Raw genomic sequence first — 16,118 nt, forward strand, 5'->3', positions numbered from 1 at the left:
ACAGAGTGGGACGATTGGCGTGCGGTGGGGCGGCGGTCGGGGAGTGATGTTCGCGGCTCGCAAGCTCATGCTGTCCGCTTCCGGTCGGCTGCTTCGCTCGATGCCGAAGGCACTCGTACCAACGGGATCGTCGGTACCAACGGGATCGTCGGCCGGGCCGGCACGACTGGTCACGGTCGCCGCGCCCCATGGCGTGCCGACGGCGGCACCGACCAGGCAAACCGGGCCGTCGCAGGCGCACCGGACCAGCCGGGCGCGCTCGGCGGCGGCCACGCGCCGGGCCCAGTCGCAGGGCGGCTGCCCGGTCTCGGCGTGGACGGCGGCGCTCAGCGCCGCCAGGTCGGCGGCGGCTCCGGCCCGGTGGCGGGCGAGGATCGCGGCGCCGAGGGCGAGCACCGCTCCGGCGAGGGCCGTCAGTAGGCCCGCCAGGAGCGCGGCGCAGATCGTGGCCGAGCCGCGATCACGGGTCCGGGTCGGCATGGGTGTCCTCGCTTCCCACAGTGGTTTCGTCGGCCTCATAGGCATCGGCGTGCACGGTGAACGCCCGCAGCAGCGGCACCTCGGCCACCGGCGCCGAGACCGTGACGTGGATCAGGCCGTCCTCGGTGCCGATGCGCACCGAAGCGCCTGGCAGGGCGCGGCCGACAGCCGCCCCGACCTCCGCCGCCGACTCGCCGCGCGCCGCCGCTCGGGCTCCCAGCCGCGCGGCGTCGAGGCAGCGGATCTGTGTCGCCAGCCCGGTCAGGACCCCGGCCAACGCCACTGTGAACAGCACCAGGCTCGGGATGGCCAGTGCGGCTTCGACCGTGGCGTAACCGGCGTCCCGCCGTCTTCGCCGGTGCATCAGAACGCTGTGGTGAGCGCCTTGCGCAGAACCGCCGAGAGGCCGTTCTGCACCGCCGGACTCGTGATCACCTTGTACAAGATCACTGCGAAGGCGCACGCCGCGAGTGTTCCAAGCGTGTACTCGACGGTCGACATGCCCCGGTCCCGGTGGCGTCGTCGGCGAATGAGTCTCATGGTTCTTCCTTCCAATGAAATGAGGGGTCTGAGGTCAGAGCAGGTGGTGGGCCAGGCCCAGGACGATCGGGATGACCCCGATCAGGACGAACGCGGGCAGGAAGCACCCGGCCAGCGGCGCCACGCCCCGCACCCCGGCTCGCCGAGCGGCGGCCGTGCTCGCGGCGTGCCGCTCCTTGCGCAGATCGGTGGCGCAGGCGCGGATCGTGGCGACCGGCGGCGCGCCGGACAGGCCGGCCCGGCCGATGGCTTCGGCGACCGGCCGCAGTCCGGGCTCGGCGGCGACCACGCGCCAGGTGGCGACCGGGTTGCCGCCGAGCCGCAGCAGCTGCGCGACCTCCTGGAACCGGTCGGCCAGCTCGGCCGCCGCCTGCTCGCCGAGCGTGGTGAGCCGGCCCGGCGGCCGCAGGCAGTACGCCACCACCTCGGCCGCGCGCAGCGGATCCGCGCCGGAGGCCAGGCACGCGGCCAGCAGATCAGCGGCTACCGGCGATATGCGTGCGGCCGCTTCGCCTTGCCGTCGTTGGCTGCGGGCCGTGGACCAGGGGTTGTGTCTCAGACGTTTGAGAAAGCCTGACCACGGTCGCGAATGCGACGGATCCGTGGCGCCGTCCGGCGAAGCCAGAAAAGCCAACCGCCGCGCGGGCCGGTCCCGGTGCCGTTGAGGCCAGCACAGCACCGACAAGCCCGCCGACACTCCGGCCGCGACCCCGGTGAACGCGATGCCGAGGACGCTCATGACAACGCCTCCGCCGATCGCGCGATGCGGTCCATCCACATCACGCCGCCGAGCACGAAGGCGATCCCCAGCACCAGACACGTCTCGCCGATCCCGGTGTGCAGCAGCATGGGGACCGGCGAGAGTCCCATCCCGGAGCCGATCACCAGCCCCACCACCGGCAACAGCGCCAGCAGCCGCGCCGAGGTGCGGATCCCCGCGAGCTCGGCGTCCAGCTCGCGCCGCTGAGCCCGTTCGGCCCGGAGCCCGTCGGCCAGCTCGCCGATCGCCGGGGTCATCCCCGCGCCACCCTCGGCGACCTGCCAGCAGGCGGCAAGCGCGGCAAGGGCTTCACGGCCCGGCGTTCCGGCCGCGGAACGCAGCACCGTCACGACGTCGTCGCCGGTACTGAGCGGTCCGGCGAGATAGACCGCCAGATCCGGGCACGCGCCGGACGCGGCGTCATGCAACGCCTCGCGCGCCTCCCGGCCGGCGTGTAGCTCGGAGCAGATGGTGACGCAGAGTTCGATGACCTCGGTCTGCCGGCGCTCGACGGCCAGCCGTGCGGTGTGCGCCGTCCAGGCCCGATACCCACACCACGCTCCGAACGGCACCAGGAACGCCAGCACCGCCGAGCGCGCCGCCACAGAACTGAGGACCCCCAACGCGATCGCCGACAGCACCGTCGGCCACGCACCGGCCAGCCGCAATCGCCATCTCGGCCCGCGCGGACCGCCCAGCACCGCGGTCTCCAGCCGTCGGCGCGCGCCCGGCCCGGGGAAGGTCAGTACCGCCGAAGCCGCCAGAAGACCTGCGAACGCGGAGTTCATCGGTGGCCTCCTCTGCGCGACGGAGAGGGCCCGTAGTCGGCGACGAACGGTTCGTCCGGATCGCTTCCCCTAGGCGCACTGCCCGCATCGGCCGCGCTCTTGAGGACCGGCAAGAGACGATCAGCCTCAGCCAAGGCTTCCTGCCAGCCGGCGAGCTTCTCCAGATCGGCGTCGGTGTCCCCGTTCCGCTGTTCCTGTGGGGGCTCTGCACCTGTCTGCCGGACGTCCAGGCCCAGCAGCTGGCTGAGTCGTTCCGAACCAGGGCCGTAGGTCGCCGTCCCGGCAGCATCGAAATCCACGGCGGGCAGTACCTCGGTCTCCCCGAACCCGCGGTCGACGACGCCGATCGACGCCAGCCGCCGTTTTCCCTTCTCCCGCACCAGATGCACGACCGCCTGCACCGCGGACGCCAGCTGCGCGTGCAGCGCACCGCGCTCCAGTCCGGCCGGGGCAGCAAGGGCTTCGACCCGCGCCACGACGTCCTCGACGCCGTTCGCGTGCAACGTCGCCGCGCATCCGTCGTGCCCGGTGTTCATGGCCGCCAGCAGCTCCAGCACCTCGGGCCCGCGCACCTCGCCGACCACGACCCGATCCGGCCGCATCCGCAGCGCCTGCCGCACCAGCGTCCGCAGGTTCACCGCGCCGCGGTTTTCCTGATTCGCGGTCCGGCACTGGAGGCGCGCCACATGCGGATGATCGACGACCACCTCGGCGCATTCCTCGGTCACCACGATCCGCTCGTCGGCCGGCACCAGGCCGAGCAGCGCGCCGAGCAGCGTGGTCTTGCCGCTGCCGGTGCCACCGGTGACCAGATACGACACCCTCGCGGTGGCGACGGCCCGCAACAGGCGCGCGCCGTGCTCGGTGGTCATCCCACCGGCCGTGAGCCGGTCCATGGTGAACGCTTGGCGCGGCGGGACCCGCAGGGAGATCAGCGTTCCCCGGACGGCCACCGGAGGCAGCACCGCGTGCAGCCGGGCGCCGTCGGGCAGCACCCCGTCGACGCACGGCGCGGCGTCGTCGAGGCGGCGTCCGGCGTGCGCGGCCAGCCGCTGCGCGAGCCGCCTTACCGCGGCCTCGTCGGGGAAGCGCACATCGGCGCGGCTCAACGTCCCGGCACGTTCGATCCACACCGAGTCCGGCGCGTTCACCAGGACGTCGGTGACCTCCGGATCGGACAGGAAACGGTCCAGCACGCCGGCGCCGGTGAGTTCGGAACGGACCTGATACGCCGCCGCGCGCAGATCGCGGCCGTCGAGCATGCAGCCCTCGGCCCGAAGTGCCGCGAGGATCGCCTGCATGTCGACCCGGACCGGCGGGGTGGCAAGCCTGCTCCGCACCCGGTCCACGAGCCCTGCGTTCAACCGCAGCCGTTCCGATCCGGGCAGCGGGGCTGAGGACATGGACGGGGACATCGAAGGGGACATCGAAGGGGACATCGACGCCGACACCGGGGAGGACTTCGGCGAGGGCGGCGTCCTCGGCGAAGGCGGCGGCGCGTTCATGCCGCCGCCCGGGACTCGGAGCGCCGTGCGGGCGCCAGGCCGAACAGGTCGTCCAGGAAGCCGCGGCAGAATGCGGAGACGCTGCCCCGCGCACTGGAGCCTGGCGGTTCGCCATGTTCGGCGGCCACCGAGAGCCGTCGCTCGGCCCCGATCACCCCGGCCAGCGGCAAGCCGCCCATGACATCCGTTATGTCCAGCGGCTCCAGCCCGCCGGGAGCCGGCAGCCGCACCACCACGCGCAGGTCCGGCGACACCAGCCGGACCGCCGCGGCCAACTGCGAGGCCGCCGCGGAGGCCCGCACCTCGGCCGGGACCACCATCAGTGTCACGTTCGCCAGGGCCAGCGCCTCGGTCGCGGCCTCGTCGAGCGAGCGGGGCAGGTCGACCACGACCAGGTCACCGGCCTGCGCCAACGCCGTGAGCACGGCGCGCACCGGCTCGGCGGCCACCGCCGGAAGCGGGACGTCGGTCCGGGTGTGCGGCCAGGTGAGGATCGGCAGGCCGCGCCGCGGCCGGGCCGTCGCCCGCGCCATGCTGTCGGCGCGGTCCTGAGCGGAAGGGCTGCCGACTTCCCAGGATGCCTCTGAATCAGAGTTTTCCGGGGTGATCACGGGCGCCCGGGAAAGAGATTCCGCTGATGAACCGTCACCATTGAGCCGGCGTCCGATTCGTCGCGCTCCGGCGGTTTCCTTACGGCTCGGCGAACCGCCGCCGGACCACAGTTCCTCGTCGATGTCGGGGGATCCGTCGTCATACAAGGGATTCGCGGAAGCGCCGCCAATGTCGCCGCCGACGCCCGGGGACTCCGGCCGGAGCCACGGATCGGCCTTTCCCGGATCGACCGGGGTCCCGCTGTCGTACCAGGGATCCTCGGCGGTTCCCGGGCGGGCGCCGAGCCAGCCGGGGCCGTCGTCCTCGCCGGGCCGGGCCCGCGGCCAGGCCAGCACCGGCAACCGGTCCGCGCCCTCCTCGCCGAAGCCCAGGCCGCCGGCCAGGCCGTGGCGGGAATGCGCCGCGTAGGTCGGCAGCGCGTCCCGCAGCGAGCGCCCGGACAGCCGGCCGTCGCGCCACTGTGCCAGCTCCGACCAGCGCGGACCCGGCTCGGTCTCCAGGCCGAAGAGCAGGTCGATGCCGCCGCCGGCGGGGTCCAGGTCCACCAGTGTGGAACGCAGGCCCCGGCGCACGCCGGCCAGGGCCAGCGCGGCGGCCAGGGTCGAGCCGCCGGCCCCGCCGCGCCCGGACAGCACCGCGACCACCGCTCCGGGCTCCTCGCGGGGGCTGTCGGCCTCGGCGAGCAGACCGGCCAGCCAGCGTTCGCAGTCCGGCAGGATCAGCACGTGGGCGGCACCCAGCGCGCTCCCGCGCTGCCAGACCGAGGCGTCGTCCAGGTCGCGGCCGATGAGTGCCACCTCCGGGCGGCGCGGCAGCCCGGCGCGGGCCACCTCGCCGGTCTGGTCGACGCCGACGAGCACCAGCGGTGCGGCGCTCCAGCGGTGGCGCGCGGCACTCGGCCCGGGCACGATCTCGATCCGCACCCCGGCCTCGGCCGCCACCCGCAACAGCGCCTCGGCCAAGGCCGGGTCGGCGGTGACGGCCAGCGGGGCCGGGGCCGGACCGGGCCCGGGTTCGTACCGTGATTCGGGCCCTGACCTGCGGTTCCGGTCTGGCCGGCGGGACGCAGGATGCTGCGTGACCTCTCGCATGGCGGCTCCCTGGGATCGGGCCCGCCTTCGGTCGGCGGGACACGGGCCCAGGGTCGCCGAGGAATCGCAGAGTGCGCCAGGACTGCCGGAAGGACTTGTGGATAAACCCGGCTTGGGGATAACCGCTATCCCCCGTTCGGCCCAGCGGCTACGCGGTTATTGGATGCGGCGTCTTAGTTCGTGTGCGAACTTGTGGATTTCTCAGGAAGATTTAAACCGGGTCGCGGGATATCCGAACGTCGGTTGTCGGAACTGTGCCGGATCAACGGTGGATCTGTGCCGGAACTGGAGACGGAACTCTGAGAGTTCTGTCTCGGAACTGTGCCGGAACTGTGCCGTGAGGGGGCATGGAGCAGCCCGCGGGGACCCTTGACGGGGCCCGCAGGGCGGTCGGCGTGAACCGGATGTCAGCACAACCTACGGGCCCGGCGACCCGACCGCCGCCGCCCGGGACCGGGCGGGGCGCGGCTGTGACATCGCAAGAAACGAAGAAAAGTGAAGACCCCCGCCGGGGGGGAGAGCGGGGGTCTTCTCCACGACCAGGCTCGGGGGGGAGGAGCCGGGCCGTGGTAGCACGGTCGCGAACGATCCGTGACTTCCATGGTGTACCCGAGGCTCGCAGAATGCAAACCCCGCCCTCATCCATTACGCCGAATGACTGAAGAGCCACCGTCGGCGGGGGGTAACTGCGCTTCAAAGCCGTCACTGAGGGCGCATCTGTAGCGGTCCCGACGTAGGACCTACCAACGACGCTATCCTCGATTGTGTGGATGAGCATGCGGACGCACGTGCGGATGGCGCGGGCCGTCCGGCGGCCTTCTTCGACCTGGACAAGACGATCATCGCCAAGTCCTCGACCCTGGCCTTCGGCCGTTCGTTCTACAACGGCGGCCTGATCAACCGGCGCACCGTGCTGCGGACGGCGTACGCCCAGTTCGTGTACCTGGCCGGCGGCGCGGACCACGACCAGATGGAGCGCATGCGGCAGTTCCTGTCCGCCATGGCCACCGGCTGGGACGTCGAACAGGTCAAGGACATCGTCGCCGAGACCCTGCACGACCTGATCGACCCGTTGATCTACTCCGAGGCCGCGGCGCTCATCGCCGAGCACAAGGCCGCCGGGCGCGACGTGGTGATCGTCTCCACCTCCGGCTCGGAGGTAGTCGAGCCGATCGCCGAGATGCTCGGCGCGGACCTGGCGATCGGCACCCGGATGGCGGTCGGCGAGGACGGCAAGTACAGCGGCGAGATCGAGTTCTACGCCTACGCCGAGAACAAGGCCAAGGCGATCCAGGAGCTGGCCGCCGAGCGCGGCTACGACCTGAGCAGGTCCTTCGCCTACAGCGACTCCGCGACGGACGTCCCGATGCTGGAGTCCGTGGGCCACCCCTACGCGGTCAACCCCGACCGCGCCCTGCGCAAGGAGGCGACGGCGCGCGAGTGGCCGATCCTGGTCTTCGACAAGCCGGTGGCGCTGCGCTCCCGGGTCGGCGAGCTGGCGGCCCGGCCGGCGGTGTCCGGAACGGCCCTGGGCCTGGCTCTGGCGACCGCGGGGACCATCTGGTGGTTGGGGACGCGCGGCCGGCGCCGGCGGCGCTCTGACTTCGTCTGAGCCTGTTACGGCGGATCTGTCCGACTTGAGCTTGCTCAGCTACCTCAGCGCGACAATTCGGGGTGGCCGGGCCAGCCGGGCCAGCCGGGTCAGTTGGGTCAGTTGGGTCAGATGGAGCGGCCGGGTCAGCTGAGTCGGCCGGAGCGCCCAGGACCGGCGCCGGTGCCCCGACGCGCCCCCGGGCCGGCCTGCCGGTCGTGCACCGAGCGCACCACGACCAGGCGGTCGGTCAGCTGGATGGTGCCGATCGCCACGTCGTCGTAGCGCATGGTCCGCGACCCGCGGATGACCGCCAGCACCGGCTCCTTGACCGCCCGGGGCTCCTTGTCCACGTCGCGGGCGTCGGCGGGGCGCTCCATGAGCTCCAGGCCGTCGCCGTAGGACAGCAGGTCCTGCACCACCTGGCCGACCTTGGGGCTGATCGTGGCCACGCCGAGCAACTGACCGGCGGTGTCGGAGCTGGTGACCACCGAGGACGCGCCGCTCTCGCGCAGCAGCGCGGCGTTCTCGGCCTCCCGGACCGAGGCCACCACCATGGCGCGGCGGGTCAGACGACGTACGGTCAGCGTGGTCAGCACGGCCGTGTCGTCCCGGTCGGCGCTGATCACCACGTGTTTGGCCTTGGTGATCTCCGCGCGCTCCAACACCTCGCTGCGGCTGCCGTCGCCGACGATGCCGGCCAGGCCGCGCCGGTTGGCCTCGGCGATCCGCGCCGGGTCGGTGTCGACGACCACGATCGATTCCGGGGTGTGGCCGTTCTTCAGCAGCGTCTGCACCGCCGAGCTGCCCTTGGTGCCGTAGCCGACCACCACGGTGTGATCCCGCACCTTCGACCTCCACCTCTCCTGCCGCCATTCGTTGCGGGTCCGCTCGGTCAGCACCTCCAGGGTGGTGCCGACCAACACCAGCAGGAACATCACGCGCAGCGGCGTGACGACGAGCGTGTTGACCAGCCGGGCCGAGTCGCTGACCGGCACCACGTCGCCGTAGCCGGTGGTCGACAGGGTCACGGTGGCGTAGTAGAAGGCTGTGAGCCAGCCGACCGTCTTGCCGGAGGAGTCGCGGTAGCCGTTGCGTCCCAGATAGACGATCACCGCCGAGAGCACCAGGATCCCGAGCGCCAGCAGCACCCGCTTGAGCACCGCCCACAGCGGGCCCGAGACCGCGCGCGGCAGCACCACCGACGGGCGGAACGGCGCTGCGTACGTGGTGTGCTCGCTCAGACCGTAAGCACCTCCACCCGCTGCCCTGCGCCGAGGGCGACCACCCCTCCCCCCGGCGGTACGACGGCCAGCCCGTCGGCCAGCGCCAGTCCGCGCAGCATCGCCGGGCCGGTGAACCGCAGCGGGATCGCGACGGCGTCGGTGACGGAGACGGGCACGAGTCGAGTGTCGGTCGGGTGGGTGCCGACGGCATCCCCGAGCGGCAGGAAGTGTGACGTCTCCGCCAGCCCCGACAGCCGGCGCAGCAGCGGCCGCACCACGGTGACGAAGCCGGCGACGGCGGCCAGCGGGTTGCCGGGCAGCCCGGCGACGAACCGGCGGTGCTGCCGGGTGCCGCCGTACTGGCCGAGCAGCATCGGGTGTCCCGGCCGCACCGAGACGCCGTCGACGAGCAGGCGCGCGCCGAGCTCGGCCAGCACGCGGTGCACGTGGTCCCGCGGCCCGCGCGCCGTGCCGCCGGTGGTGATCACCAGATCGGCGGGGGAGGACGCGACGGCCGCGAGCAGGTCCCGCGGGTCGTCGGCGACCCGGCTCACCGTCACCTCGACGCCGAGCGCTTCGAGCCACGCGGTGAACATCGGGCCGAGCGCGTCGCGGATCCGGGCGCCGTCCGGGAGGCCGGACTCGGCCAGCTCGTCGCCGATCACGACGAGCGCGACGCGCGGGCGCTCGTGGACCGGCAGGTCGTCGTAGCCCGCGGCGGCGGCCAGGCCGAGTACCGCGGGGGTGACGCGGGTGCCGGCCGAGAGCAGGGTCTCGCCGCGGCGCGACTCCTGGCCCTGCGGCCGGATGTCGGACCCTATCGGCAGGCCCGGTTCGGTGCCGCGCAGGGCGCGCGTCGCGGTGGCGGCGTTCGAGACGGCCGCATAAGAACGCTGCGGTGCGGCGGCGGCCGGGGCCGGGGCCGGGTGGCTGTGCTCCTCGGCGGTCTCGCTGACATGGAGCCTGGTGCGCTCGTCGACGAAGCCGCGCTCACGGCGAAGGACCGCCGACGCGCCGGAGGGAACCCGGGCCCCGGTGGCGATCTCCACGGCCTCACCGTCGCCGAGCCGCGTGGCCTCCTGACCGGCGAGCACCTGGCCGGTGACCCGCCACGGCCCCGGGCCGGACACCGCCCAGCCGTCCATGGCGGAGGTCGCGAACGGCGGCAGGTCGACCAGGGCGGACAGCGACTCGGCGAGCACCGCGCCGCGTGCCTGGGCCATGGGGACTCGGGTGGTCGGCAGGGGGATCGCCGCGGCACCGGCGATCTTGCGGGCCTCGGCCCAGGACGTGCTCACCGGCCGCCGGCTCCCGGTGCGCCGCCGGCCGAGTCGCCGGCCGAGTCGCTCGCGGAGTGGCCTGCGGAAGCCCTGCCAGCGCTCCCGGCGTCGCCGGCGCCAGCGGTTGTCGAGCTGCTTCCCGGGCCGCTGTTTGTGCCGCCGGCCGAGCTGTCTGCCGAGCCGCTGCCCGCCGCGCTGCCTGCTGAACCGATCGCGGCCGAGCCGGCCGAGGCGTCGCGGGTCGCAGCCGGACTGCCCGCCACCGAACCGCCGACCGAGCCCCCGACCGTCCCGCTCGCCGCGCCGTGACCGGGCCCGGTCGGGCCGCCGGTCTCCGGGTCCCAGGCCTGAGCCAGGGCGCTGAGCTTCGCGATCGGCCCGTCCAGGGCGCCGCGCCCGCCGTCGGCCGAGCTGCGCAGCCCGACCGCGTACCCCGCCAGGAACGTGGTCAGCGGCGCCGCCGGTCGCAGGACATTGTGCGCGGCGACCCCGGCCAGCCCGAGGATCGCGTCCAGGTCGGCCTCGCCGAGTTCGTGCCCGGTGAGCCCGAGTTCGGCCGCGGCGGCGGCGCACCAGTCGGCGAGCTGCTTCTTGTCGTCCATGTCGTCCATCTTCGCCTTTGTCGCGGGTCGTGTCGCAACCAGCGCGCGTGCGGAGTCAACGGCTTCCCAGGTGTCGCAGTCCGCGGTCACGCCCCGCGTGTCCGGGACCCGGGTCACGGCCAGCGCCTCGACGATCGAGAACAGGCGTGCGCCCCGGAGTTCGGGCACCGCGTCCAATGCTTCCGCGAGCGTGCTGCGCCGGTATACCGCGGCGAGTGGTTGGTCCTTGCCGCGCTCGTCGGTGAAGAGCACCGCGTCGGCGGTCAGCGCGCGCCGCAGCGTCGTGACGGCTTCGACGTCCAGGAACGGCAGGTCGGCGGCGAAGACGGCGACGAGCTCCGCGGAGCCGACCGTCATCCCCGCGGCCAGCGCCGGCACCGGACCCCCGCCGGGAGGGTATTCGCGGGTGAACACGACCGGCTGGCTCACCGGCCGGGGCGGACCGACGACCGCGACCGACGCCGCGCCCCGGCAGGCGGCCAGCACCCGGTCGAGCATGCTGACCCCGCCGACTTCGAGCGCGGGTTTGTCGGTCCCGCCCAGCCGGCGCGCGCCGCCGCCGGCCAGGACGATCACGTCGAAGGGTTCGCCGGATCCGCCCAGAGCGTCCATACCGCCACCATAACGGGGTGTGGCCTTCCAGTAGAACGTGTTCTAATCTGACGAGTGCTCAGATCGCGTTCGGGCCGCCGCGGACTGCCGGTCGGGGCGCCGATCAGCACCTTCAGCACTCGCCCGTCCAGCCGATCACGCCGACCGCGGGAGACGCCGCCGCATGCACCCTCCGGAACACCTGGCCTACACCCCGGCCCAACGGGCCCTGCGAGCCGAACTGCGGGCGTACTTCGCCGCGCTCGTCACCGAGGAGGTCCGTCACGATCTGCGGCTGCCCGAGAGCTCCACGGACACTGTCCGTACCCTGCACCGGAAGCTCGGAGCGGACGGTTGGCTCGGCGTCGGCTGGCCGAAGGAGTACGGAGGCCGCGGCCTGACACCGGTGGAGCAGTTCATCTTCTTCGACGAGGCATCGCGTGCGGGGTGTCCGATGCCCCTGGTGGCGCTCAACACTGTGGGGCCGACGCTTATGCGTTTCGGTACACAGGAACAGAGGGACCTGATCCTTCCGCGCATCCTCACCGCGGAGATCGACGTCGCGGCCGGCTACTCCGAGCCCGGCGCCGGTACCGATCTGGCGAGTCTGACCACACGTGCCGTGCGCACAGAGGACGGCAGCGCCTATGTGGTCAACGGCCAGAAGATCTTCACGACGCATGGGGACTCCGCAGAGTACGTCTGGCTCGCCTGCCGGACCGACCCCGAAGCGCCGAAACACAAAGGCATCTCGATCTTGCTGGTCGACACCAGCGACCCCGGTTTCGAGGCGACGAAGATCCACACGATCGCTTCGCACTACACGACCGCGACGTACTACCGCGACGTCCGTGTGCCGGTGACGATGCGGGTCGGTGCCGAGAACGAGGGCTGGAAGCTGATCACCACCCAGCTGAACCACGAGCGCGTGGCGTTGGCGGCGGTGGCGCAGGGCGTGATCCGGTCGTTCGCGAAGGTGCAGAGCTGGGCCATGCAGACCCCGGCCGCCGGTGGGAAGCGGGTCATAGACCTGCCCTGGGTGAAAACCGCTATGGCCCGCGCCTATATCCGCATCAGCGGTCTGAGGCTTCTGAACGGCCAGATGGTCGCGGCTCTGCAGAAGGACCAGACCGGCGGCCACCTGTCCCCCGCCGACGCGTCCGCGGCGAAGGTGCATGGTACGGAAACGCATATAGAGGCGTTGGCAGAGTTGCTCCAGGTACTCGGCGCGGCGGGAATCCTTAAGACGAGCTCTCCCGGCGCGCTTCTTATGGGCGACCTCGAATACCTCTACCGCTATGCGGTCACCAACACCTTCGGCGGCGGGGCCAACGAGATCCAGCGGGAGATCATCGCGATGACCGGGCTGGCGATGCCCAGGGTGCGGAGATAGGGAGAACTGTGGAGACCGATCCGCTGTACGAGACAGTGTCCGCCCACACAGCCGATCCGCCGTCCGAGCCGGTCCCGGCCTGGGACCCGGTGAACCAGCCGATGATCCGGCACTGGTGCGACGCGATGGGCGACGAACTGCCGGTCTACACCGACGCGGCGGCGGCGCGCGCGGTGGGCCATCCCGACGTGGTCGCACCGCCGGCGTCGTTGCAGGCCTGGACGATGCCCGGGCTGCGGATGCGCGGCTTCGAGGACGGGACCACCCGGGCCCAGGCCACGCTGGTCGAGGCCGGCTACCGGGCCGTGGTGGCGACCGACTGCGAGCAGACCTATCACCGGTACCTCACTGTGGGAGACCACCTGTACGCCACCTCGCGGCTCGACTCTGTGTCGCCGCGCAAGAAGACGGCGCTCGGAGAGGGCTACTTCCTGACCTCGGTCACGGAGTACCGCGACCAGCACGGCGAACTCGTCGGCGAGATGCTGTTCCGCACCCTGTGGTTCCAGCCGAAGGCGCAGGACCCGGGAGCGAAGGCATGACGCGCCCGCAGCCGGTGACCGGCCGGGACAACGCCTACTTCTGGGAGGGTGTCGCGAAGGGCGACGTGTTCATCCAGAAATGCACAGCCTGTGGATCGCTCCGGCATCCCCCTTCGCCCATGTGCCCGGACTGCCAGTCCCTGGACTGGACGACGGTGAAGGCGACCGGTCAGGCCGTCCTGCACAGCTACACGATCTGCCATCACCCGCTCCCGCCCTGGGAAGAGGGTCCCTATGCGGTGGCTCTCATAGACCTGGAAGTAGAAGACAGCGACGCGCGACCGCGCATCGTCTGCGGCACACGTGGCATCGCCAACGAGGACCTGCGTATAGAGATGCCGCTGAACCTCGTCTTCGAGGACGGCCTCGTCTTCGCCGGACCGGCTCTGGAAGGTGGGGCGTCGTGACCGTCATGGACCAGTCGGTGGACGATGCGCTGGAAGCCGTGGGAGAGCTCTCCATCGCGGTCTTCAAGGACCTCGATATAGAAGCCACACGGAGTCCGGCCTACAGCAACGAACCGGTATCGGATGAACACGACCGCCGCCTGTGGCGGATCCTCGCGGATACCGGACTGCTCGCCGCGGTCCTTCCAGAGAGCGTGGGAGGCGGCGGTACCGGTCTGCCGGGCATGGTGCGCCTGCTGACGGACGCCGGCGCCGCGCTGGCCCGGCTGCCTCTCGTGGAGACGTTCGTCGCGGTCTCGGTCATCGACGAGAAGAACCTGTCGGCGGTTATCTCCGGAGAGCTGGTCATCACCGCGGCGCTCGCCGAGCATCCATCCGCGGTGGCCGCGCCGCTGCGGCTGACCGGCCAGCGGCTCAACGGGATCACGCAGCTGGTGCCGTATCCGCTCAGCTCCGATCTGGCGCTCGTCCCGGCCCTGCGTGAGGACGACAAGGAAGTGCTGGCGCTGGTCTCCCTGTCGACGGCGCGCGTCGGCGACCAGGTGACCACGACCGGCGAGCCCTTGGGCGTCCTGGAGTTCATCGACGCCGAGGTCATGGAGGTGAGCGAAGCGGTCGACGAGGCCCGGGCCCTGGCCGCGCTGTTCTCCTCGGCGATGTTGTGCGGGATCGCGGCGCGCGCCCTGGCGATGACCGCCGAGTACACCGGCGGCCGCGTTCAGTTCGGGCATCCGCTCGCGACGTTCCAAGGCGTGGCCCTGCGCGCTGCGGACCTCTATATCGACTCCCGCGCTATGCAGGCCGCGCTGTGGGACGCCGTATACGCGATCGCAGAGAACGGCATCGGTTCACCGCGCGCCCGCTATGCGGTTGCCACCGCCAAGGTCTGGGCCTCCGACGGCGCACGCCGGGTCGTCGGTTCCGCGCACCACCTGCACGGCGGCTTCGGAGTGGACGTCACCTATCCCCTGCACCGGTACCACGCATGGGCCCGCTACTGGGAACTCTATGGCGGCTCTGCAGAGGCCTGGTCCGGTGACCTCGGCGAGCTGATCGCCGCCCACCCGATCGAGGAGGACGAATGAGCGGGGCCGGACGCGGTCACACCCAGGGCGCGCTGCCGAAGGTCGGGGAGACGCTGCCGGAGCTGGTCATCCCGATCACGCCGACGCGGATCGTCGCCGGGGCCATCGCCTCCCGCGACTACCAGGACGTGCACCACGACGTCCCGGCGGCCCGGGAGAAGGGCTCCCCCGACATCTTCATGAACATCCTCACCACCAACGGCCTCGTCGGGAGGTTCGTGACCGACTGGGCCGGCGCCGAGGCCCGGATCCTGAAGATCGCGATCCGGCTCGGCGTGCCGAACTACCCCGGCGACACGATGACCCTCAGCGGGTCCGTGGCGCGCGTCGGGGAGGACGGCACGGTCGAGGTCGCGGTCCGCGGCGCGAACCAACTCGGCTACCACGTCACCGGCACCGTCACGCTGAAGGGCCTCGGGGAGTGAGCGTGAACCTGTCCGGCAGGACGGCGATCGTCGGTATCGGCGCCACGGAGTTCTCCAAGGAGTCCGGCCGCAGCGAACTCCAGCTGTGCCTGGAGGCGTGTAAGGCCGCACTGGACGACGCCGGGATCGCGCCGCGCGACGTCGACGGCCTGGTGACCTTCTCGATGGACTCCAGTCCGTCGATCATGGTCGGCCGAGGCCTGGGCGTCGCCGAGCTGCGCTACTTCTCGCTGGTCGACTACGGAGGCGGCGCCGCCTGTGCGACGGTCGCGCACGCGGCGGCCGCGATCACCGCGGGCCTGGCCGACGTCGTGGTCTGCTACCGCGCCTTCAACGAGCGCTCCGGCCGGCGGTTCGGGACCGGCGACGCCGCTGCCCAGGCGCGCGGCGACTCCCCGATGGCGCAGCACTTCGGCTACTACTCGCCCTACGGCCTCATCACCCCGGCGGCCTGGGTCGCCATGGCCGCGCGCCGCTACATGCACCGGTACGGCGCCACCTCCGAAGACTTCGGACGCGTCGCGGTGGCGGCACGAGCGCACGCGGCCACGAACCCGGCGGCGTGGTTCTACGAGCGCCCGATCACCCTGGCTGAGCACCAGGGCTCAAAGCTGATCGCCGATCCGCTGCGGCTGCTGGACTGCTGCCAGGAGTCCGACGGCGGAGTGGCGCTCGTGGTCGTCTCTGCAGAGCGCGCACGTGATCTCCCTGGGAAGGAAGTCCTTATAGCGGGAGCCGCGCAGGGCTCCGCACACGACCAACACATGATGACCAGCTACTACCGCGAGGACATCACCGGGCTGCCGGAGATGGGGACCGTCGCCCGGCAGCTGTGGAGCCAGTCCGGGCTGGGACCGGACGACATCCAGACCGCCGTCATCTACGACCACTTCACTCCGTTCGTCCTGACGCAGCTGGAGGAGTTCGGCTTCTGCGGACGCGGCGAGGCGGGCGACTTCATCCGGGACGGCGCCATCCATGTCGGCGGCCGGCTTCCGCTGAACACCCACGGCGGCCAGCTCGGCGAGGCCTACATCCACGGCATGAACGGCATCGCCGAGGCCGTGCGCCAGGCCCGAGGAACGGCCGTCAACCAGGTGTCGGACGTCCACCACGTAGTGGTCACCGCGGGCACCGGTGTCCCGACCTCGGGACTGCTGCTCAGCACGGTCTGAGCGGCACCTGGGCCATCATCCGTAA

The 16,118-nt window shown here is 71.8% G+C and carries 17 protein-coding genes; 7 read left to right on the forward strand and 10 right to left on the reverse strand.

The features are described from left to right. From GWK61_RS03980 to ssd, 7 genes are all read right to left on the reverse strand, one after another. On the reverse strand, positions 1 to 480 hold a 480-nt coding region (locus GWK61_RS03980; RefSeq protein ID WP_194905033.1), incomplete at its 3' end, for an Rv3654c family TadE-like protein. After that, positions 461 to 844 (reverse strand): TadE family type IV pilus minor pilin, encoded by a 384-nt coding sequence (locus tag GWK61_RS59245; protein WP_194905035.1) that lies wholly within the window; start codon positions 842 to 844, stop codon positions 461 to 463. The genes GWK61_RS03980 and GWK61_RS59245, both read right to left, overlap by 20 nt. Then, on the reverse strand, positions 844 to 1,020 hold the full coding sequence (locus tag GWK61_RS03990; RefSeq protein ID WP_194905037.1) for a DUF4244 domain-containing protein: 177 nt from the start codon (positions 1,018 to 1,020) through the stop codon (positions 844 to 846). Before GWK61_RS03990 ends, GWK61_RS59245 begins: the two co-directional genes overlap by 1 nt. A 34-nt stretch (positions 1,021 to 1,054) precedes the next feature. Beyond that, entirely contained in the window at positions 1,055 to 1,759 is a 705-nt protein-coding gene (locus GWK61_RS03995) for a type II secretion system F family protein (protein WP_194905039.1), read from the reverse strand. Beyond that, positions 1,756 to 2,568: a type II secretion system F family protein gene (locus GWK61_RS04000; RefSeq protein ID WP_194905041.1), complete on the reverse strand. Its 813-nt coding sequence runs from the start codon at positions 2,566 to 2,568 to the stop codon at positions 1,756 to 1,758. The genes GWK61_RS03995 and GWK61_RS04000 overlap by 4 nt, the downstream gene beginning before the upstream one ends. After that, complete coding sequence (locus tag GWK61_RS04005) at positions 2,565 to 3,971, reverse strand: TadA family conjugal transfer-associated ATPase (protein WP_194905044.1); 1,407 nt, start codon at positions 3,969 to 3,971, stop codon at positions 2,565 to 2,567. The genes GWK61_RS04000 and GWK61_RS04005 overlap by 4 nt, the downstream gene beginning before the upstream one ends. Positions 3,972 to 4,069: 98 nt before the next feature. After that, positions 4,070 to 5,776 carry a septum site-determining protein Ssd gene (gene ssd, locus GWK61_RS04010; protein WP_194905046.1) on the reverse strand — a complete coding sequence of 569 codons (1,707 nt, stop codon included), beginning with the start codon at positions 5,774 to 5,776 and terminating at the stop codon, positions 4,070 to 4,072. A gap of 766 nt (positions 5,777 to 6,542) precedes the next feature. Here ssd and GWK61_RS04015 point away from each other — a divergent pair. Next, on the forward strand, positions 6,543 to 7,388 hold the full coding sequence (locus GWK61_RS04015) for an HAD family hydrolase (RefSeq protein ID WP_194905048.1): 846 nt from the start codon (positions 6,543 to 6,545) through the stop codon (positions 7,386 to 7,388). 125 nt (positions 7,389 to 7,513) lie between these two features. Here GWK61_RS04015 and GWK61_RS04020 read toward each other — a convergent pair whose 3' ends face one another. The 3 genes from GWK61_RS04020 to GWK61_RS04030 are packed head-to-tail and all read right to left on the reverse strand — an operon-like array spanning position 7,514 to position 11,087. Then, positions 7,514 to 8,569, reverse strand: a complete 1,056-nt coding sequence (locus tag GWK61_RS04020) for a potassium channel family protein (protein ID WP_323747393.1) — start codon at positions 8,567 to 8,569, stop codon at positions 7,514 to 7,516. Positions 8,570 to 8,607: 38 nt separating this feature from the next. Then, the gene (locus GWK61_RS59250) at positions 8,608 to 9,891 is read right to left on the reverse strand and encodes a molybdopterin molybdotransferase MoeA (protein WP_323747394.1); all 1,284 of its coding nucleotides are present in this window, start codon (positions 9,889 to 9,891) and stop codon (positions 8,608 to 8,610) included. Continuing rightward, positions 9,888 to 11,087 (reverse strand): NTP transferase domain-containing protein, encoded by a 1,200-nt coding sequence (locus GWK61_RS04030; protein WP_194905050.1) that lies wholly within the window; start codon positions 11,085 to 11,087, stop codon positions 9,888 to 9,890. The genes GWK61_RS59250 and GWK61_RS04030 overlap by 4 nt, the downstream gene beginning before the upstream one ends. A 163-nt stretch (positions 11,088 to 11,250) precedes the next feature. On the opposite strand from GWK61_RS04030, the gene GWK61_RS04035 reads away from it, so the two are divergent. Genes GWK61_RS04035 through GWK61_RS04060 form a run of 6 tightly spaced genes read left to right on the forward strand, consistent with a single transcriptional unit; the run spans position 11,251 to position 16,093 of the window. Continuing rightward, complete coding sequence (locus GWK61_RS04035) at positions 11,251 to 12,459, forward strand: acyl-CoA dehydrogenase family protein (protein WP_194905052.1); 1,209 nt, start codon at positions 11,251 to 11,253, stop codon at positions 12,457 to 12,459. A gap of 8 nt (positions 12,460 to 12,467) precedes the next feature. Continuing rightward, positions 12,468 to 13,001, forward strand: a complete 534-nt coding sequence (locus GWK61_RS04040) for an FAS1-like dehydratase domain-containing protein (protein WP_194905055.1) — start codon at positions 12,468 to 12,470, stop codon at positions 12,999 to 13,001. After that, positions 12,998 to 13,408 carry a Zn-ribbon domain-containing OB-fold protein gene (locus GWK61_RS04045; RefSeq protein WP_194905056.1) on the forward strand — a complete coding sequence of 137 codons (411 nt, stop codon included), beginning with the start codon at positions 12,998 to 13,000 and terminating at the stop codon, positions 13,406 to 13,408. Before GWK61_RS04040 ends, GWK61_RS04045 begins: the two co-directional genes overlap by 4 nt. Positions 13,409 to 13,413: 5 nt before the next feature. After that, the gene (locus GWK61_RS04050) at positions 13,414 to 14,493 is read left to right on the forward strand and encodes an acyl-CoA dehydrogenase family protein (RefSeq protein WP_228561720.1); all 1,080 of its coding nucleotides are present in this window, start codon (positions 13,414 to 13,416) and stop codon (positions 14,491 to 14,493) included. Further along, a complete protein-coding gene (locus tag GWK61_RS04055; RefSeq protein ID WP_228561706.1) occupies positions 14,490 to 14,918 on the forward strand; it encodes a MaoC family dehydratase in 429 nt (142 codons plus the stop codon). Before GWK61_RS04050 ends, GWK61_RS04055 begins: the two co-directional genes overlap by 4 nt. 2 nt (positions 14,919 to 14,920) lie before the next feature. Next, positions 14,921 to 16,093 carry a lipid-transfer protein gene (locus GWK61_RS04060; RefSeq protein ID WP_194905060.1) on the forward strand — a complete coding sequence of 391 codons (1,173 nt, stop codon included), beginning with the start codon at positions 14,921 to 14,923 and terminating at the stop codon, positions 16,091 to 16,093. Positions 16,094 to 16,118 lie beyond the last annotated feature (25 nt).

Origin of the sequence: Catenulispora rubra (assembly GCF_015356825.1) — a bacterium.
GTDB classification, from domain to species: Bacteria; Actinomycetota; Actinomycetes; order Streptomycetales; family Catenulisporaceae; genus Catenulispora; species Catenulispora rubra.